Genomic DNA, 19205 nt, shown 5'->3' with positions numbered 1-19205 from the left:
CGTTGATTAGCATGGATCGCCGAGTCAGACCCGTTCTGACCGACAGGCCGAACAATTGCTTGAACCCTGGAGTTCGCATGAGCAAGCTTGGCGCTGGCCAGAACCCTGTCCCATACATCGGTGACGGAGATCTACCTGTATGCCAGAACAGATGTTCGTCGGGATTGATGTTTCAAAAGCCCGCCTCGATGTCGCGGTGCTGCCCAGCGGCGAAGTCTTCGCCGTCGAGAACACCGCCCCTGGACTCACCGAACTGCTGATTCGTCTCTCAGACGTTCAGCCTCAACTGGTTGTGCTGGAAGCGACCGGCGGCCTGGAACAGGCCGCGATGCTCGCCCTGCACGATGCTGGGGTGCCGGTGACGGTCTTGAATCCGCGCCAGGTTCGGCATTTCTCTCGTGCACTGGGCCAGCACGCGAAAACAGACCGAATGGATGCTGTGCTGCTGGCCAGGTTTGCTCAAACCCTGCAACCCGAAGCCCAAGTCCCCAGAGAGGCGTCGCAACGCGCGCTGGAAGCCTTGCTGGCCCGTCGACGCCAGGTCGTTGATCTGCTGACGATGGAGCGCAACCGACTGCACAGCAGTCGGGATCCGTACGTCCAGGCTGATCTGCAAGAGGTCATCCTGTATCTCGAAGGCCGCCGAAAACAGTTGGATCAGGCCCTTCAGAACGCCGTGCAACACGATCCGAAGTTCCAGGCCACGTATACCGTGTTGACGTCGGCCCCAGGGGTCGGTCCAGTCATGGCCTTGACGCTGCTCGCCCAACTCCCGGAGTTGGGCTCGCTCTCCAGACAGAAGATTGCCAACTTGGTTGGGGTCGCCCCACTCAACCGGGACAGTGGCACAGCCCGTGGTCACCGGAAAATCTGGGGTGGACGCGCTGAGGTGCGTCAAGTGCTCTACATGTCAGCGGTCTCAGCGGTGCGCTGGAATCCCACGCTCAAGACCGTGTTTGATCAGTTGATCCACAAGGGCAAACCGACGAAAGTCGCGCTGGTCGCCTGTATGCGCAAACTGCTGGTCTACCTGAATGCCATGGTGCGTGATCAGGCCCCCTGGCATGTTCAACCCGCTGCTTAAATCCTGGCCGACATCACGCCTGGCCGCCTTCTCAACCGAGGGGGTGGGTCGTGTGGTGTGCCGGCACGTCGTGTGTGCCGGTGCAACCACCGCCCACCCCCTCGGCCTTTACCCCTGAGCAAGCACCACCAGTGCTGAATCGTGACCTGTTCCCCGCAACTGAAGGCAATGCTAGTCTTGAGTGGCCAGCCTCCTTTTGAGCCTCAAGAGCTCGTGCAGGCCCGTCAAGGGACCTTGCCTGGGGGCTGGCTGCTCTTGAGCCGAGTCCCTCACGTCCCACTTGACGATCAACACAATTGCTAATCAAATACTCCACATGGCTATAAGCGCGTCCATCAATGGACGTTGGCGAGACGAATTGAAGAGGCCGAGCAGCCACCACAGAGGACAGACTCGGCTGCTGTTAAGGAGTTATGGAAGAAATCCGATTTTTTGGCAGGTCAAATCGTCTGGTTGCTTTTACGGCGGGATGAACAGTTTCGGGAGCGCGACCGGCTTCTCTTTGACAAGCTCAAGGAGAAGTGCCCGCACTTGGAAGCCCTGCGCCAACTGGCGCAGGGCTTCCGTCAATTGATGCCTGGAGGAACAGAAGCCGATCTGGACGCATGGCTGAGAGCCGCGAGGAAGAGCGGATTTCAAGATGTGCGCACCTTCGCCATAGGGTTGACGCGAGAACGTGCCGCATTATTGGCGGCTGTGACCTTGCCTTGGAGTAACGGACCCACAGAGGGTGTTGTCAATCGAATCAAGCTGGTGAAGCGCCAGATGTACGGGCGAGGATCGTTTGAACTTCTTCGGAAGCGAGTTCTCCTCGCTGCCTGAGACCTGCACCGGGAGTGATGCCGCTGGCTTACTCAGGCAACCTGCGCCAGAAGGCGTGTGAATGCGGATACGCGAGTTTTGGCACGGGGACATCCAGCCAGATGATCTGCGACACGGAGCAAATTCAGCGCTGAGGCAGTGCAGAGGTGTTGCAGACGCGTTTTAGCCAGCCCGTAATAGCGTGACCGGCGCATGCCGGTCACCCGCACGCCGACAGAGATGGTTCCTTCGACTCCAGCGCGTTTGGCGTAAAGGGCCGCAAACTCTTGGGTCTGCGCCCAAGATCGCCACTCCAACAATGCCAGGTGCCGCTCCTTTTCTTGAATCGTGACGGTACGCCGTGGTGCAGTCCATTTTGAGGGTACAGTTCTTGCATTGCGTGCTTGAGAACTTGATTTTGATTACGGCTCGTTGGCGGGCATCCCGTGCGTCCGTCCAACTCGCACTGACTTGCCCCGCAGGGCAGGTCAGTATCTGTGCCTCCCAGTCGATCTTGAAATGCTCTGCTGCACATCCCTTTCCAGCCCTCGCTTGCCACCGCTCGTCTGATCGGGCCGGCCCGATCAGCTTCAACTGATGAGCCTTCTGCTCGCTCACCAGCAACCCTGTGCTGAGATAGCCCAGATCCACCAGATGCGACTCAGGCAACAGCACTCTTCCCGCCAAGTGATCGTGTACGTCTTCCAACACATCAACATCTTGGGTGGTGGCAGGAGACGTTTCTACATTGGTGATCAGCAGCGGCAGGTCGTCATCACACATTTCTGTGAGATGCACTTTGTAGCCGACCCACGACGTTGATCGCTTTTTGCTGTATCGAGCGTCAACATCATAGGGTGAGCTCACAAAGTCGGCGCTCGGCGGAAGTTCATCTCCTGTCCGCCACCGCAGTCTTCCCGCCTCAGTCGGTGTGAAATTCTGGAGCCAGACGTTCCACAGGACACTTATAGCGGGCACCTCCCTTAACCAGGGGGGCGCATCCTGTGCCAGAACGTCTGTCAGGAGTTGGTATCCATCTGCACCCACCTGAACGAGCAAGGCTTCGCGTCTCGTTTGCCAGCCTTCGGCCACTTCGGCCTGCAGGTCGAAGTGGCTGGCATATCTCTGCACCCACTCTTTCTGGGTGTGCTGCACAAGCCAGTCGGGTGCCGCGATCGCAAGCACGTTCAGGGCGTGTCGAAATGTTTCGTTGACCAAACTCACACGGTTCAGCGCCCGGACAGCGGCCAGCACATGGGTTGAATCAGTGCGCTGCCGACCACGAGCGCGCAGCAACTGCTGCGCGCGAAACCGTTCTAGAAGTCGCTCGAACAGTAACTGCTCGCCGTGCCCGTTAATCAGACGAGTACGGAACTCGGACAAAACGCTGGCGTCGAAGCCAGGATGATCAAGGGGCAGCGCCAGTAAGTATTTGAGGTCTATGCGTGCCCGAACCGCATCCGCAGCACGTTCATCGCTGAGGTTCTCAGCGAACTGCACTAAGGTGATCAGCGCCAGTTGCGCCGGATCAACCGCCGGCCGGCCTTCAACATGAAACAAAGTGCGGAAATCGTCGCTGTCGAAGAAATCACCGAAAGTGTCGCGCAGCAAAAGGTAACGATGCCCTTTGTTGAAGATCGCCTTGGCAATGCGGGCGGTGTCTTCTGGCACGGAGCGGGGATGACTGTCCTTTAGGCTCATAGGCTGACCTCCTTGCGTCTGAGGTCATGGTACGCCCGCTTCAGAGAAGCGAGTAAACCAGCGGCATCGGGAGTGCGGAAGAGCCGCAAGATCGAGGCAAGCTCAGTCCTGAGGCCATCAGGTTCTGAAGGAGTCATCTTATGGGGTATCATCTCGCAGATGACGGTGCAGGGATCAAAACGACAAAGTCAAATAATTCAGTTTTATCTTCGGAGCGTTACCCCCAATTTCAGGGAGGAACTGCCTGCCTCCAAGATTTCAGGGGTGACATTATGACCGAGCGGGAAATCAATCTCAGCACACTGTGGCGGGGACTTCAACGGCGTTTATTCTGGATCTTGGGCACGGCCCTAGTACTAGCATTGGCCACCTATTTCTGGTCGCGTGCTCAGGCCCCGGTGTACGTTGCTAGTGCCACCCTGATTTCAGCTAACAGTGGCAGTAGTGACCCTGTGCTGGGCGGCGCGACCGTCAAAGCCCCGCCGCTGCCAGAGGGCGCAGTGCAGCAGGCGTTGCAGAGCACCCAAGTCATCGTGCCTCTGATCACTGCCTTCAGCACTCAGGAGGGTGTGTCCGCCGAGGAAAAGGCGCGGATCACCAAAAACCTGAACTTAGAACTCAGCGAGCAACGGCTCAAGACCGTCACCTTAGTGTCTAGAATCGATCAGTTTAGCGGTGGCAACGGAATTTATACCCTGAATGCCAGAGCACAGACTCCGGAGGCGGCCACGAGCTTAGCCAATCTTGCCAGTCAGGCCCTCCGCGATTGGGATGGTGATCGGGCCAAGGAAAGCATCCGTCGTGCAGCAGCGGGCTTCCGTGCCCAATTGGGCCAATTGGATGAGCAACTGGGTGAGCAAAATACCCTATCGACCCTTGAGCGTCAGACTCTGATTGCCCGCCGCGCCAACTTGCAGTCGAGTTTGGCCAATGTGATCATTCTGGAAGAGTCTGCTGTGGGTGTGTTGAGCCGCTTGTCGGACGCTGTCCAGCCCCGGGCACCCCAATCGCCCAAACCGCTCCGGAATGCCGTATTGGCCGGACTACTGGGTCTGTTGTTGTCGGCTGGTATTGTGGCCCTAATCACGGTACTCGACCGCACCATTCGCAATGAAGACGATCTGCTGAGCCTCAATCTCCCGACGCTGGCAGTCGTGCCGCGCCTGCGCCAACGTGACATCCTGCTCACCGGTATCGTGCGTGCGGCGCGGCAGGCGGGACTCTATGAAGCCATCGGCTTCTTGCGGGTCAATGTCTTGACAGCTCTGCAGGGCAAGCAGCACCCGATCTTGATGATCACCAGTACTGCTCCCGGCGAAGGCAAAAGCAGTTTGACTGCCACCCTTGCCGACGGTTTTGCCTCCAGCGGCCAGCGGGTATTGATCATCGACGCTGATTTGCGCCGGGGCACTCAACAAGCAGTGTGGGAAAAATTTAATGAGGCGGGACAGTGGCATCAATTGGTGGGAACAGGCGGGGCACGCAGCACCCGCGAAGCCTTCCAGAATCCTGAGAACGTACAGGTCTTGCAGGTTGAAGACAATGTAGACATGCTGCCCGCTGGGCCGAGCATGCATGACAGTCTTTCCTTGCTCAACCAAGCGGATTTGGGCAAAGCCCTAGGTCACTGGCGTCAAAGCTACGACCTGATCTTGATCGACAGTGCCCCGCTGCTGGCCCTAGCCGACAGTCTGGTCTTGGGCGAACATGCCGACGCCGTGCTGATGATCTGTGAATATGGACGCACACCGGCTCAGTCGGTTCGTGCGGCCCTGCGCCGTGCAGAACGTGGTGGCCTGAAGATTATGGGCTGTGTTATTAATAAATCGGATGCGAGGGAAGACAAGAGTTACGGGTATTCGTACAGCTACAAAGCTCGGGGGGAAGTGAAAGCGTGAAACTTTTAGTGACAGGTGGGTGCGGGTTCATCGGCAGCAATTTTGTTCGTTATTGGCTGGAGCAGTATCCCGAAGATCAGATTGTGGTCTACGACAAACTGACCTATGCAGGGCGGCGAGAGAACTTGGATGACCTGTGGGCTGATGCTAGGCTTTCATTGGTGGTGGGTGATATTGGCGATCAAACTCTGGTTCGCCAAACATGCCAGAGTCAATCCACAGACCTGATCGTAAATTTTGCTGCAGAGACGCATGTGGATCAGAGTATTCTTGGCCCACTGGTCTTTACTGATACCAATGTCCGGGGGACACACGTCTTGTTGGAAGTGGCCCGTGAACTGGATATCCGGCTACATCACATCAGCACGGACGAAGTGTATGGCCATATTCGTGACGACCACCAAAGCGTCGAAACCGACGAGTTGGCTCCCCGCAGTCCTTACGCGGCGAGCAAAGCCGCCGCCGACCAGTTGGTTCAGGCCTATGCCATTACTTATGGTATGGCCGTCACTATTACGCGGGGGGCCAACAACGTCGGGCCGTACCAGTACCCTGAAAAAGCCGTGCCGCTCTTTAGCACCAACGCTATTCTGGGTGAGCCTTTGCCCGTTTACGGTGACGGTCAACAGATGCGCGATTATGCCCACGTTTACGACCACTGCACGGGCATAGAAGCTGTGTTGCTGAAGGGTGAGATCGGTCAGGTTTATAATGTAGGCACGGGCCGGGAAATGACGAACCTTGAAATGGTGGATATCGTTTTGGAGACGTTGGGTAGAGATCGCAGCCTGATCCGGCATGTGTCTGACCGTCCGGGGCATGATCGCCGCTACAGCATGAATGTGGACAAACTGCGTGCTTTGGGGTGGGAACCCCGCTACGAACCCAGGCAGGCAGTGGCCGAGGCGGTAGGCTGGTACCGCGACAACCAAGCGTGGTGGGCTCCTATTCGCAGCGGCGAATTCCGTGACTATTACGAAAAACAGTACGCCAAGCGTCTGGCTGGCCCGCAGGTATGACCGAAGCTCTTTCTGTGCCCAACACGCGTCGGGGCATTATTTTAGCGGGCGGTTCCGGCACACGGTTATATCCGGCAACTCTGGCAGTCAGTAAACAGCTGTTGCCTGTGTATGACAAGCCCATGATCTACTACCCGCTTACCAGCCTGATGCTCGGCGGAATGCGTGAAATCTTAATCATCTCTACCCCTGATGACACTCCCCGTTTTCAGCACTTGTTGGGCGATGGTTCGCAGTGGGGTATAGAGCTGCATTACGCCGTACAACCGAAGCCCGAAGGATTGGCCCAGGCGTTCCTCATCGGTGAGGACTTCGTTCAGGGTCATGACAGTGCTCTGATTTTGGGAGACAATATTTTTCACGGCAATGATCTGCCTGACCTCATGCAGGCAGCCAACACCAAAATGACAGGAGCAACGGTCTTCGCCTATCAGGTCAGTGATCCGGAGCGGTACGGGGTTGTCGAATTTGACGATCAAGGTTCAGTGCTGTCTATCGAAGAAAAGCCAGTTGTTCCCAAGTCGGATTTCGCTATTACTGGACTCTACTTTTATGATCAGAATGTGGTGGATATCGTCAAGTCGATCCGCCCATCGCCACGCGGCGAATTGGAAATTACTGACGTGAATCGGCACTACTTGCAGGAGGGACTTCTCGACGTCCAGACTATGCGGCGCGGCTTTGCGTGGCTGGACACTGGAACCCATGAAAGTTTGCTGGAAGCCAGTTTGTTCATCCAGACGATAGAACACCGCCAAGGCCTGAAAATCGCTTCGCCTGAAGAGATTGCTTGGCGGAGTGGTTGGATCAGTACAGAGATGCTGCTGGAGCAGGCACAGCGGTTGGCGAAAAACCAATATGGTAAGTACCTGTTGAAAATCAGTCAAGAAAAAAGAGGCCATGCATGACCACTCCACACAAAATTGAACTTGCTCCAGCATTTGCTGAAAGTCTGTCATTCGAGAGCTATCCACCTGCTCCTCAAATTGATGGAGTCTGGACACACGGGTTGAAAAAGAATCGTAGCGAAAATGGGGCGTTTATGGAGTATGCCCGCTTAGGCGAGGATGGATTTCAAAACCTCCCAGGCAATCTACAACCGCGCCAGATCAGTGTGTCTTGGGCTGCTCCGGGCCGCATCAACGCTTTCCATATTCATGTGAAAGAGGAGCAAAATGAGATTTGGTGCGTCATACAGGGCCAGCTAATGATCTGGTTGATTGATTGCCGCCAGAACAGTCCGACATTGGGTATTCGCCGGAAACTGGTGCTGAGCGGAGAGCAGCCAACCCTGGTGTACATCCCTAGTGGTGTAGCGCACGGTTACCAAGCGACAGAGCAGGGTGCGACATTGTTGTACACAATGGACTCTCAGTTTAATATTGTTGAACCTAATGAAGGGCGATTGAGTTGGGATTATTTCGGCACTGAGGTGTGGGAATTGGATAGAGGTTGAATGTTTTTAGTAAGTAGATTCTATAGTGGCCCTAGAGTAATTTCCATCAACAATATTATTAAGGCAGCGATACAAGCAGTCTTTCTTCTGGTTCTGACATTCGTTTATGGATCTTCCGCTGTTGGCTACTTAAGTGTGGCATTGATAACCATAGCGATACTCGCCCCATTCACTGAATGGGGTGGATACGAATATATATTGTCTCAAGGCAGCGAATCTGAAATTCCGATGGCAGTCGCAGAGAACATTACGCTAATTTTTATAGCTTTAGTGTTAATAACCACTTTTGGTGCGATTTTCGTTAATCTTTTTGATATCTACTTTACTCCAACGCTATTTTTGTTTTATATCACTTCTGAGCTAATCTTAGCACGACTCGCTGTCGTAAATTACAGCTTAGTAATTAGAAACAGTCAAAATATTCTGATCAATCGCGTAGATGTTCCATGGATTTTGAATAGATTGTTTCCCATCGTATTGGTGCCTTTTGTAGAACTAGAGAAAATGTTGCTAATGGTTTGCATTCTTAACTGTATATTTTCGCTGTTTTTCGCTTCGCAAGTTAAAAAGTTGGTTAGCCTTAATTTTAGGCGCATAAATTTAAATAAACGCTTTAAATTTGGAATCGCGTTTGGAGCTTCTTCTGTAGCCGTTGCTCTATCGGGTAATGTGCCGAGTTTGATTTTATCTCAGCAAATCTCTGCTGATAAGTTGGGAGTTTTTTACATCGTTTATAGAATTTACAATATCGGAATTCTGCCTCTATCATCATACTTCTCTTCACAGTATCCAATTATGTTTAGTACGGCTTTACGTAACATAAATGAGGTCATTGAATTAGGTAGAGCCGTGCGTGGCACTGCGTTGAAAATCTCATTTATTTCATCTGTTATCATGCTGCTGGGAGGTTTTCTCCTAAAGTTTGCTGTTGAGGATGAAGTTGATATATTCTTACTTACTCTGGCATTTACGTTATCGATACCATTTTTTGCTATCTTCACGGCGGCGGCTGACACAATGACTTCTATGAATTTTAACACTTATAGAACTATTCTGCAATATAAAGGTTCTTTGACTACAATTTTCGTAGCGGTAGTCTCAGTCGAATCTTTTGGAGTTTATGCAGTGCCTCTTTCGATTTTTAGTGGCTTGTTTGTCATGTCTTTTATAATTTCTAAACGAATGAAGGAGCTGACCCATGGAATATGAAGTGGTTTTTGTGTGTCCTTACCCTACAATTGACGAAAAATCTGATGGCATGATGCAGAGAATAATCAAAGTAGATAGTTTGTCGACCAATTCTAGAATATATTTGGATTTGTCATTCAAACGCCTGAGACATAGGATAGATATATTTGAATCAGAGAGAGGGGACGATGTTAAAGTATTTAGGGGAAATGCATTATTGCATTTCTTTAAGATATATAATATTATAAGAAAATCTAATAAATTATACATTCACTCTGGATATAGTGCTGAGAAAATCGTTCCTTTTCTTTTCTTACGTAAGACTATAATATGGGATGTGCATGGACTAGCACCTGAGGAATTGAGATTTCAGGGTAAATTGGTAAGGTCGTTTGCTCAAAGAATAATTAGCAAAATTTTATATTCCAAAGCAAAACACATTGTCGTAGTAACGAAATCGATGCAAAAATTTTTGATGGAGTCTTTCGGAGAGCGCCAGGGTTTTATTGTAGCTCCGTTAATTGGTGAATTGAACATATCTCCAGATTCCACTGAGAGAAATATTATCGTATATGTTGGTGGAACACAAAAGTGGCAGAACATTGACAAGATGATTGATACAGTCAAGAATAGTGATATCAGTCATGAAATTTATGTTCCTACTTCTGAATTAGATAATATTACTACAAGATTCAGTGATTGTAAGAATGTGCTTGTGTCAAATGCAAAGAAGTCGGAATTAGTGGAAATATATAGGCGCTCTCTAGCTGGATATATAATTAGAGATGATTTGATCTTGAACAATGTTTCCTTGCCAACTAAGATGATGGAATATCTTTCTCATGGTGTGATTCCATTGGTTGATTATGCCGAAATTGGTGATTTTTATGATTATGGTTATAAATGCATTAATATAAGAGATACCAACATACTTAAATCGTTAAACTTAAACAAAATGAGGGAAGATAATTATGAAGTTATGAGAAAGCTATTGATAGACTATAACCACGGCGACAGTGAATTGGAAGATATGCTTAAATGCTGATCTTAATTTGCGCCCTATTCTGCTTTTCTTTTGGCCTACTGTTTAACAGTAGGCGTGTTAATCCATTAACATTATTCTCTGCCCAGTGGATTCTAGTTGGCTTCTTTTATATCTTATTTAATGACAGATATTTCACTATCTCTACTGCCTCGCAACTTATTCTTTGCTCGTATATGCTCATTTTTAGCTTTGGCTTAATCACTATGAATAGTATTATTAGAAAATTGCCATCTATTGGTACAAAAGCCACGGAAAATATAAACACGCAAATCATTTATATAATATTCTTTAGCCTCTTGATTATAAGCCCTTTTATAGCAAACTATATTCTAGAAACTGGGCGCAATGGCCCTACCTCAAATATTTTTGTAAACATTAGATACAGAAGCTCAGTTGAGTTTATAAGTCTTGGAGTTTATCAATACGTGATTGCATTTTCTTTGATATTCATGGCCTACTTGGGCAGTCTGTACTATTCTGGAGTCACCCGTCTTAGAAATATATTTTATCTGACGTTATCACTAACTTTTATTTTGCACTCCTTAACGCTTGCACGCGGTCAGATGATCTCAGTAATTATTGTCTATATGATTCTATCCTACGGCTATCGCCGCCTGAATAGATTAAAGTTAGTAGCGACCATTCTACTGCCGTTGATAATCTTTATATCAATAAGTGTAATTCTAAATAAAACCTCCTCCTCTCTTTTATTCACTATTTCAGATTACTTGGTGCCTCCTTCGATTGCATTTGACATATCCATAAATATGCTAGAAACGACAAAAGCAAATCAAAATGGAATACTCTATAGCATATCCCAGATTCTAAAACCATTCGGATTCGAAATAGACACTGGTAGCATCATCTTGGGGCAGATTTCAACACCTATTACTACAAATTTATACACCTTTTTGGCACCATATTATACATTTGGTGGCTACTTTGGTGTATTGTTGGTATCCATCATATTAGGAATGCAGCATGCTATTTTGTATAGCAGAGAAACGGTATCGCACACTTGGCGAGTGTTGTATGCTTTTAGCATAATCCCACTGCTGTCCCACTATGGTGGTGACCAGTATGTGAGTATCACCTCTTATTGGCTTCAAGTGTTGTTCTGGGTGTCTGTTCTGGGATTAACAAACTCAAGGAGGAAAAGTGATGTTATCAATAGTCATAGTTAATTGGAACGGTAATTCGTTAACTCAAAATACGATCTCAAAATTGATTCTTAATGAACGTCAGAAGAATCACAGATATGAGATAATTGTGGTGGACAATGCATCTACTGATAATTCTCTAGAGCTACTCAAAACGTTTGGCGAGAGTATAACACTCATTTGCTCAAAAATCAATCTTGGATTCGCTGCGGGTTGTAATTTAGGTGCGAGACAAGCAAAATCTGAATTAATACTTTTTTTAAATCCTGATATGGAAGTAACATCCCATGCTATCAGTGAGGCTGTTGATTTTATGTCGCTACCTCAAAACTTGAAAGTCGGTATATTAGGAATTCAACTATTAGATGAACATAATAAAATCACAAAAAGTAGTGCTCGATTTCCACAAGCCAGAATGTTTTTAGCACATAATTTGGGAATTGATAAGATATTTCCAATCTTAGGTCATAATATGGTGGAATGGGATCATAACGTCACTAGGGAGGTAGATCAAGTAATAGGAGCGTTTTTCCTTACAAGGTCGGATTTATTCAAAGAGTTGAATGGTTTTGACGAACAATTTTTCGTATACTTTGAAGAAGTGGATTATGCCTTTAGAGCCCGCAAAATTGGTTATAAAAGTGTATATGCTGCTCACATTCAGGCGATGCATCAGGGAGAAGGGACTACATCCTCTATAAAAGGGCGTAGGCTGTATTATCTATTGCGTAGTCGTTTAATTTACGGGCGCAAGCATTTCACACCGCTTGCAAATGGGGTAAATTTTGCCAATACTTTATTGCTAGAGCCAATAGCGCGGTTTATCTTCTTAATCTCGAAGGGCGATAGATCGCAGGTGAAAGATTTACTACAAGGTTTTACATTGCTTTATAGAGATCTGCCTAATATATTGTTCCGTAGAGTCAAACAATGAACTTACGAGTTCTTGCTCTCTCCCCTTATCCCCTTGCTGGCCCCAGCCCACGCTATCGCCTATACGCGTATCAAAAACCTTTGCGAGACCGTGGCATTGATTTAGATATTCAGCCTTTCCTCCCACCTCTCGCCTTTCAACTTCGAATGAATGGTGCGAAGAATCATCCTGTAGTCCTGGCTCAGGTGGGTGCCGCCGCGTTTAAACGATTGCTACAGGCCCGCACAGCTCAATCTCGATACGACCTCATTTATGTACATCGTCAGACCGCACCATTCGCCCAGGCATATTTTGATAAAGCTTTTCTGAGATCAAAACTCCCTATCGTATTCGATATGGATGATGCTGTATTCACTGAATACTCCATAGATCTGTTGTTGAGAGGAAGTGTGGCCGCGACAGTTGGCAACAGTTATCTTAGCTCATATGTCAACTTGATTTCTCCCTCCACGCATGTTGCTGTAATTCCGACTGTAGTTGACACAATGAAATATCGTGTTAAAGATCAGCAACGGCAGAACGCTCGACCAGTTGTTGGATGGATCGGTACATCTTCTACTTTTGAGAATTATTTACTACCTTTTCTGCCAGGACTCATAAGTGTATGTAAACGTCTTAATGCCGAGTTTCATGTTATCGCGAGTTTGGACGTACAGGCACGTGCTGAGGCCGTTGGTGCAAAATTTATCCCCTGGAGTCTTGATACAGAACTGCGCAATCTACAGGATTTCGATATAGGTGTTATGCCGTTAAGAGAAGACAGTTACGTTCGTGGAAAATGTGCATTCAAACTTATAGAATATGGAGCTATTGGAATTCCGAGTATTGGTTCAGATATCGGAGCCAATAGAGAAGTGTTAAAGCACGGCATAACAGGGCTTCTAGCCAGTAACCAAGAAGAGTTTGAAACTCATCTAGTTACACTGTTGACACGTCCTGATTTGGGGCGTCCCCTCGGATTGGCCGCACGCCGAATTATTGAACAGCGCTTTAGCTTAGCCGCGCAGATAGACGTTATGGAGACGGTTATACGCGATGCTGTAAAATGGAAAACCATATGAAAATACTGGTAACAGGTGGCGCAGGCTACATCGGTAGTACGGTTGTTTCGGCCCTAGTTGAGGCGGGTCATGTGCCCATCGTTTTAGATTCGTTGATTCAGGGTCAATCTGAATTTGTCTCCCACCATCCGCTGTATATTGGTGATATTGCAGATACAGCTCTATTAGAAGTGTTGTTCTCTGATCATCCTGATATTACTGTTCTAATGCATTTCGCAGCACTCATAGATGTCGAGGAATCTATGCGCCTTCGTTTTGTATATTATTCCGAAAATCTATTTAAAGCGGCTACACTAATCGACTGGGTTCAAAAACGTGGCATTAAGAACGTCATCTTTAGTTCTACGGCGGCAGTGTATGAGAGTGGTTCAGGATCTACAGGGCTAACTGAAGAGGCTTCTGTACAACCTCTAAGTCCGTATGCTCGCTCAAAACTGATGTTTGAATCAGTCTTACGTGATATGTGTATTGAGGCAGGTACCTCAGCTGTGGCACTGCGTTACTTCAATCCCATCGGCGCCGATCCTGCTATGCGATCTGGGCCTTATAAAACTGATCCGTCACATATCTTGGGTAAGCTGACGGCCCTTGCTGCCAAAGATGGTGGTGAGTTCGTAATTAATGGGAACGATTACCCAACGCGTGATGGCACCCCAGTTCGCGATTACATCCACGTTTGGGATTTGGCACAAGCCCACTTAGCAGCGTTAATGTATGTCACAGGCGCAGAACAGCCTCGTGGCGACTTGACCATTATCAATGTTGGATCCGGTTCAGGTGTGACTGTCCGCGAATGCGTTGATGCTTTTCTTATGGTTACTGAGCTGCCTATCCAAGTTCGGGTAGGTGAAAGGCGTGCAGGTGATACGGCTGGAGCGTATGCAGATACGAGCCGGGCACGTGACCTTTTAGGGTGGCAGCCCAAACTGACGTTAGAACAGGGGATACGTGATGCTCTAACTTGGCAACACTCTTGGAAACAACGTGAGTAAATCGAACCCACCTTCCATTTTCTTTATGGTAACTGCCTCTGTAAGCTTGGTATTCTTGCGCGGTCATTTGGCTAAGCTACAGAACCAAGGTTGGAGTACAGGAGTGGCGAGCGCACCGAGCAATGTGGGTCAATTGGAAGCATTTGCTCTGCAAGAGGGTGCACAGGCTTTTCCTCTGGCTATAGAACGTGAAATCAGCCCACGTTCCGATCTACAAGCATTGTGGCAGACTTACCAGACGTTACGACGATTTAGACCAACTGTTTTGAATGTTGGAACTCCCAAAGCGGGTCTAGTAGGGGGGTTGGCTGGAGTGGCAGCCCAGATTCCTTTGCGCATCTATACCGTACATGGTTTACGTCTTGAAACGACGACTGGCATCAAACGCCGAATACTAACTTTGGCAGAGCGGATAGCAATGGCCTGTGCACACCGAGTTGTTTGTGTCAGCCCGAGTTTGCGTGGCCAAATACTTCAACTCCGACTCGTTCCTGCGCACAAAACAATTGTCCTTGGTGCGGGTAGTGCCAATGGTATTTCTATTCCAAATTTACCAGATTTTTTACATCAAACTCTAGCTCTCCGAGAGAAATTCACGCTCTCCAGCAATACTCCTGTTGTAGGCTTCGTCGGGCGATTCACCAGAGACAAAGGAATTGCAGAGCTTATGGCTGCCTTCCGTACCCTCAAAGAACATCACCCTGAGTCCAAACTGTTACTTGTTGGTGACTATGAAGAAGGTGACCCAATACCACCTGCCCTACGTAACGAAATAGACCAAGAAGAAGGTGTAATCAAGGCAGGCTTCGTTAAGGACGTGACGCCTTATTACCCCCTGATGACTATTTTGGCTCTTCCCACTTACCGAGAAGGTTTTCCCACGGTCGCTTTGGAAGCAGCAGCCTTGGGCGTACCCTTAGTTACGACGACCGCTACCGGAGCGCGTGACGCAGTACGAGATGGACGAACGGGATGGCTCGTTCCTGTAGGAGATGCAGCAGCGTTAGCTCACGCTTTGTCGGAAGCTCTGGCAGATCCAAAAGAGGCTATTAGGCGCGGAGCGGCCGGTCGTGCATGGGTTGCAACAGAGTTCGTTCCCGCGGACGTGCATCAGCGCTGGTCAAACTACTATAATGATTTGTTGGAATGGCGCAGGTTGAGTGGTCTCGCGCCACTGAAGCGAGGGTTTGACACTGTTATTTCAGCTTCAGCATTGGCCGTTTTAGCGATCCCCCTAAGCGTGTTAGCCCTCATCATCCGATCCAAATTGGGAAGTCCGGTGCTTTTTCAGCAGATTCGCCCCGGTTTGGGTGGTCAACCCTTCATTATGCACAAGTTTCGAACCATGACGGATGAGCGTGATTCAGACGGCGGACTTTTGCCCGACGAGCAACGCCTCACGCCTTTTGGCAAGTTTTTGCGCTCTAGCAGTCTCGATGAGTTACCGGGACTGGTGAATGTCCTGCGTGGTGAAATGAGCCTAGTTGGCCCACGTCCATTGCTGATGGAATATCTTCCTTTGTACTCTCCCGAACAGGCGCGTAGGCATCAAGTACGACCAGGAATTACGGGTTGGGCACAAGTCAACGGGCGCAATGCTTTATCATGGGAAAAGAAGTTTGAGTACGACGTTTGGTATGTCGATCATCGCTCGTTTTTGCTTGACCTCCGCATTCTTTGGATGACAGTGCAGAAGGTATTGAAGCGGGATGGCATCAGTGCGCCCGGAGAAGCAACTATGAGTCGATTTGAGGGTGCGAAGTCCTCTATGTCTGTGGTGGAATAAATATCATAGGTGCTGGTGGACACGCCCAAGTGGTTATTGCTATGGCAGAGCCAGCTGGACACCGTATCGCTGAGATTTACGACGGTACCAAACAGTAGACCTCTTGCGAAAGTCTTGGGCTCAGCTGGCAGCGTGGAGCGAGACCGTCTGACACGCACCCTGAAGATGAACCGCAAGCAGTTTCGTCGACGCATCGGGGTCTATCCAGAACCTTTTGCCGAGATGGAAGAGGTACTGACCCTCGGCGAAGGACAAAAGAAGAAAGCTGGCCGCCCAGCCGCGCTCAGCGTGGCTGAACAACTCCTCTTGACGCTAGAATTCTGGCGTGAATACCGGACCTTCGTACACCTCGGGGACGACTGGGGTGTGCATTACGATGGCGTGCACGGCACGGTGGAACGCGTGGAAGCGGCCCTGACCGCCAGTGCGCAGTTCCAGATGCCCAAGAAATGCGTGTTCCAGGAAGCGCAATTCGTCTACAGCATCGCCCGCATCGATGCTTCCGAAGTGCCGTGTGAACGGCCCAAAAAAAGCAGCGCCGCTGGTACAGCGGCAAGAAAAAGCGCCACATCCTGAAATGTCAGCTGCTGATCTGCACCGTGGCTCAGCGCATCCTGGGCACGGCCACGAGTGCTGGGGCGCGTCATAACCTGAAGCTGTTCCGTCAGTCGGGGGTGCGTTTTCCTCACGATACGGCCCTGATCGGGGATGCCGGGTATCAGGGCCTGTGGAGAAGCCACAGGTACGCCATCACCATCCATAAGGCGACGCGCGCGTCACCCCTTTCCGCCGACCAGCGCCAGGAAAACCGCGTACTGGCGCAGACCAGGCAGGGGATCGAGCAGGTCATCCGTCGCCTGAAGATCTTCCACGTACTGGGGCGTGTACCGACGTCGGCGGCGTCGGTTTACACTCTGGGTTCAGCTGATCGCGGCGCTCTATAACCTCACCCGCGCACGTCCCGCCTGACTTTCGCAAGAGGTCTAGTAAGGCTCAAGTGTTCTGACTCATCCTGTTGTAAGAAAACTTCAGGAGTTGCTAGATGGGCGAGATACCGTGGCCGTCATTGCCATTGGCGACAATGCCACTTGGCAAAGGGTGGCCGTGCGTTGGCATGACGTCTAATGGTTGATTCGCCCAACAGCTTGAGCTGCACCCAATGTGGTGCTTATTGGTAGTCCGTTGACTTTGAAGAAGGCCCTTGTGTACGGCATTTACGTGACATAGAGCGAGAGAGGCTGCCCTTGTGCCACAGACCTAAGCAACGCGAGCAGTGTCTTGGGTGGTTCAGCCGTTGTAAAGGCACGCCACGCTCGCCAGATCCAGACAAAGGGTTCCACATAACAACGGACGCGACGCAGAGCGGCACTCCAGGTCGGCGGCGGCTGAGCCGCTGCTGAGGGGTGGTGATCGTCGTGCGGCTCGGTCGTGGGAGGGTCATCCGTGGGCTGTGCCGCCTCCCAAGACAAGAAACAGAACGCGACGCAGACGAGGTTCCAATGGCGTCGGAGGGCCAGGTCTGAGCGTGCCTGACCGTGTGTCCAGCCCACATGCTGCTTCACCTCGCGGTAGGCCTGTTCAATTCGAGGACGCCGGGAATCCAGCAAGGCGATCTCTAACAGCGTCGCTGGCGGCGTCTTGGCATGCCACACCCGGGTGTCCTGGTCATCCGTACGCAGATTGGAAATCAGATACTCCGTGCGATCCTCTGGCAACGCCACCGGATCCGGCGTGACGACAATCAGCCGAAAAGTGTGGTGCGGCCCGAAGGGGCCGCCCTGAAGTTCGGCGACCCATTTGATCTCTTGATGCCCATCGGCATAGGTGCGCAGGAGAGGCTGCCAGGCCTCTGGCGCTGCACGCAGCGCCAGTTCCAGGGCACTCCCTGGCTGATCTGCGGTATGCCACCACGTGTGGGATGCGGGCAGGGCCAACACGAAGGGAATGTGTTGACGGATCAGGTGGGTCTGGAAGACCTCGTTCCGCCCGGAGAAGCTATCCGCAACCACTGCCCGATACGGCCAATCGGCCCGGACCGCATCAATCATGTCAATGGCAAGTTGGGGCTTGGTTTTGAACGTGGGATCATTGGTCTTGCGTTCAAAGTGATGTGCTGGTGTATACGGCACAAATTTGAGGGGAACATATGCATTTGGCGTGTCATACAGCACATGGACGGTCATGATGCCCGAATCGACCTTGCCCAAACTTCCTAAGTACTGGCGACCGACATGCACAGTGTGCGTGCCGTATTTCCGGTCGCCTGTCTCGTCAATGACCAGCACCGCGCCGTCACACGGCGCAGTACTGGCCAGCCTACACAGCATGGCCAAGCGCAGGTCATTCAACTCTTCCGGATCCCAAGTGCTTTCAGACAAGAACCACTGAACACGCTGTGCGTCTTTGTGTCGGCTGCCTAGTTGACCCGGTTCAGTATTCGCGAGTCCCGTCGCCGTTTTGTGACGTTCCGTTCCCAGGAGAAGACCTTGCAGATACGTTCGAAACGTGGCTTGCTGTATGGGACGCGTAAACGCCGCGTCGAACAGCTGGCAATACTGCTCCAACGGTTCAGGAATGAGTTGCTGGGTGTTCATTCCCTAGCTTGCACCCATTTCATGAGTCAATGGACTACCAATAGTCATGGCTGGAGCGGTTTTGCAACCTATTGTCCGATTAGAAAGTCATGTCATCGTCAATACGATGGCGAGTGTAGATCATGAATCCAAACTCAACAATTTTGTGCATGTCGCGCCGGACTGCCACCTCGCAGGCAATGTTTATTTTGAAGAAAGCGTTTTTGGGGGTATAGGATCATCGTATGTACCTAGCGTAACCGTTGGCAGCTGGAGTACCATCGGTGCTGGCGCAACATTCACAAAGTCTCTTTCTGATGAGGTCACTGCCGTGGGGTTCCAGCTCAAGTTATTAAGGTACGGGCCATGTCTTGATGTCTTTTTTAGGTTGCGATCAAGATATCCGTGCCTGACTTGGTAGGTAAGATTATTTTCATCAGTTACCACATAAAAGGCGAGTTCAAGTTGCTAGCGCACCACTCTGATGAGTCGAGTGTACTTCGTGGG

General features: G+C 50.3%; 17 protein-coding genes. 15 read left to right on the top strand and 2 right to left on the bottom strand.

Annotation, left to right across the window (positions count from 1 at the left end):
• Positions 1-139: 139 nt before the first annotated feature.
• Complete coding sequence (locus tag E7T06_RS11500; RefSeq protein WP_136365932.1) at positions 140-1084, top strand: transposase; 945 nt, start codon at positions 140-142, stop codon at positions 1082-1084.
• A 345-nt stretch (positions 1085-1429) separates the two neighbouring features.
• Positions 1430-1906 (top strand): transposase, encoded by a 477-nt coding sequence (locus E7T06_RS11495; RefSeq protein WP_136365931.1) that lies wholly within the window; start codon positions 1430-1432, stop codon positions 1904-1906.
• Between the two features lie 162 nt (positions 1907-2068).
• Here E7T06_RS11495 and E7T06_RS11490 read toward each other — a convergent pair whose 3' ends face one another.
• Positions 2069-3586 carry a transposase gene (locus tag E7T06_RS11490; RefSeq protein WP_205750909.1) on the bottom strand — a complete coding sequence of 506 codons (1518 nt, stop codon included), beginning with the start codon at positions 3584-3586 and terminating at the stop codon, positions 2069-2071.
• A 272-nt stretch (positions 3587-3858) separates the two neighbouring features.
• Between E7T06_RS11490 and E7T06_RS11485 the strand changes: the two genes are divergently transcribed.
• From E7T06_RS11485 to E7T06_RS11425, 13 genes are all read left to right on the top strand, one after another.
• Positions 3859-5484, top strand: coding sequence for an AAA family ATPase (locus E7T06_RS11485; protein WP_136365930.1), 1626 nt, complete (start codon positions 3859-3861; stop codon positions 5482-5484).
• Positions 5481-6503: a dTDP-glucose 4,6-dehydratase gene (gene rfbB, locus E7T06_RS11480; protein WP_136365929.1), complete on the top strand. Its 1023-nt coding sequence runs from the start codon at positions 5481-5483 to the stop codon at positions 6501-6503. Before E7T06_RS11485 ends, rfbB begins: the two co-directional genes overlap by 4 nt.
• Positions 6500-7411, top strand: coding sequence for a glucose-1-phosphate thymidylyltransferase RfbA (gene rfbA, locus E7T06_RS11475; RefSeq protein WP_136365928.1), 912 nt, complete (start codon positions 6500-6502; stop codon positions 7409-7411). Before rfbB ends, rfbA begins: the two co-directional genes overlap by 4 nt.
• Positions 7408-7959, top strand: a complete 552-nt coding sequence (locus E7T06_RS11470) for a dTDP-4-dehydrorhamnose 3,5-epimerase family protein (RefSeq protein ID WP_136365927.1) — start codon at positions 7408-7410, stop codon at positions 7957-7959. The genes rfbA and E7T06_RS11470 overlap by 4 nt, the downstream gene beginning before the upstream one ends.
• Positions 7960-9168: a hypothetical protein gene (locus E7T06_RS11465; protein WP_136365926.1), complete on the top strand. Its 1209-nt coding sequence runs from the start codon at positions 7960-7962 to the stop codon at positions 9166-9168. It abuts the gene before it with no gap.
• Positions 9158-10192, top strand: coding sequence for a glycosyltransferase family 4 protein (locus tag E7T06_RS11460; RefSeq protein WP_136365925.1), 1035 nt, complete (start codon positions 9158-9160; stop codon positions 10190-10192). The genes E7T06_RS11465 and E7T06_RS11460 overlap by 11 nt, the downstream gene beginning before the upstream one ends.
• Complete coding sequence (locus tag E7T06_RS11455; RefSeq protein WP_136365924.1) at positions 10186-11376, top strand: O-antigen polymerase; 1191 nt, start codon at positions 10186-10188, stop codon at positions 11374-11376. The genes E7T06_RS11460 and E7T06_RS11455 overlap by 7 nt, the downstream gene beginning before the upstream one ends.
• Positions 11354-12286, top strand: a complete 933-nt coding sequence (locus E7T06_RS11450; RefSeq protein ID WP_136365923.1) for a glycosyltransferase family 2 protein — start codon at positions 11354-11356, stop codon at positions 12284-12286. The genes E7T06_RS11455 and E7T06_RS11450 overlap by 23 nt, the downstream gene beginning before the upstream one ends.
• The gene (locus E7T06_RS11445; RefSeq protein WP_136365922.1) at positions 12283-13347 is read left to right on the top strand and encodes a glycosyltransferase family 4 protein; all 1065 of its coding nucleotides are present in this window, start codon (positions 12283-12285) and stop codon (positions 13345-13347) included. The genes E7T06_RS11450 and E7T06_RS11445 overlap by 4 nt, the downstream gene beginning before the upstream one ends.
• Positions 13344-14339 carry a UDP-glucose 4-epimerase GalE gene (galE, locus tag E7T06_RS11440; protein ID WP_136365921.1) on the top strand — a complete coding sequence of 332 codons (996 nt, stop codon included), beginning with the start codon at positions 13344-13346 and terminating at the stop codon, positions 14337-14339. The genes E7T06_RS11445 and galE overlap by 4 nt, the downstream gene beginning before the upstream one ends.
• Positions 14340-14364: 25 nt before the next feature.
• Complete coding sequence (locus E7T06_RS22085) at positions 14365-16125, top strand: sugar transferase (protein WP_136365920.1); 1761 nt, start codon at positions 14365-14367, stop codon at positions 16123-16125.
• A 132-nt stretch (positions 16126-16257) separates the two neighbouring features.
• Positions 16258-16701, top strand: coding sequence for a transposase family protein (locus E7T06_RS11430; protein ID WP_240741010.1), 444 nt, complete (start codon positions 16258-16260; stop codon positions 16699-16701).
• Entirely contained in the window at positions 16695-17069 is a 375-nt protein-coding gene (locus E7T06_RS11425) for a transposase family protein (protein ID WP_346763204.1), read from the top strand. The genes E7T06_RS11430 and E7T06_RS11425 overlap by 7 nt, the downstream gene beginning before the upstream one ends.
• A gap of 270 nt (positions 17070-17339) precedes the next feature.
• Here E7T06_RS11425 and E7T06_RS11420 read toward each other — a convergent pair whose 3' ends face one another.
• Positions 17340-18719 (bottom strand): IS701 family transposase, encoded by a 1380-nt coding sequence (locus E7T06_RS11420; RefSeq protein ID WP_136365919.1) that lies wholly within the window; start codon positions 18717-18719, stop codon positions 17340-17342.
• Positions 18720-19205: the final 486 nt, after the last annotated feature.

Origin of the sequence: Deinococcus sp. Arct2-2 (assembly GCF_004801315.1) — a bacterium.
Lineage (GTDB): Bacteria > Deinococcota > Deinococci > Deinococcales > Deinococcaceae > Deinococcus.
Note: the sequence above shows the minus strand (reverse complement) of the source record. Positions and strands in the feature narration are given on the sequence as shown.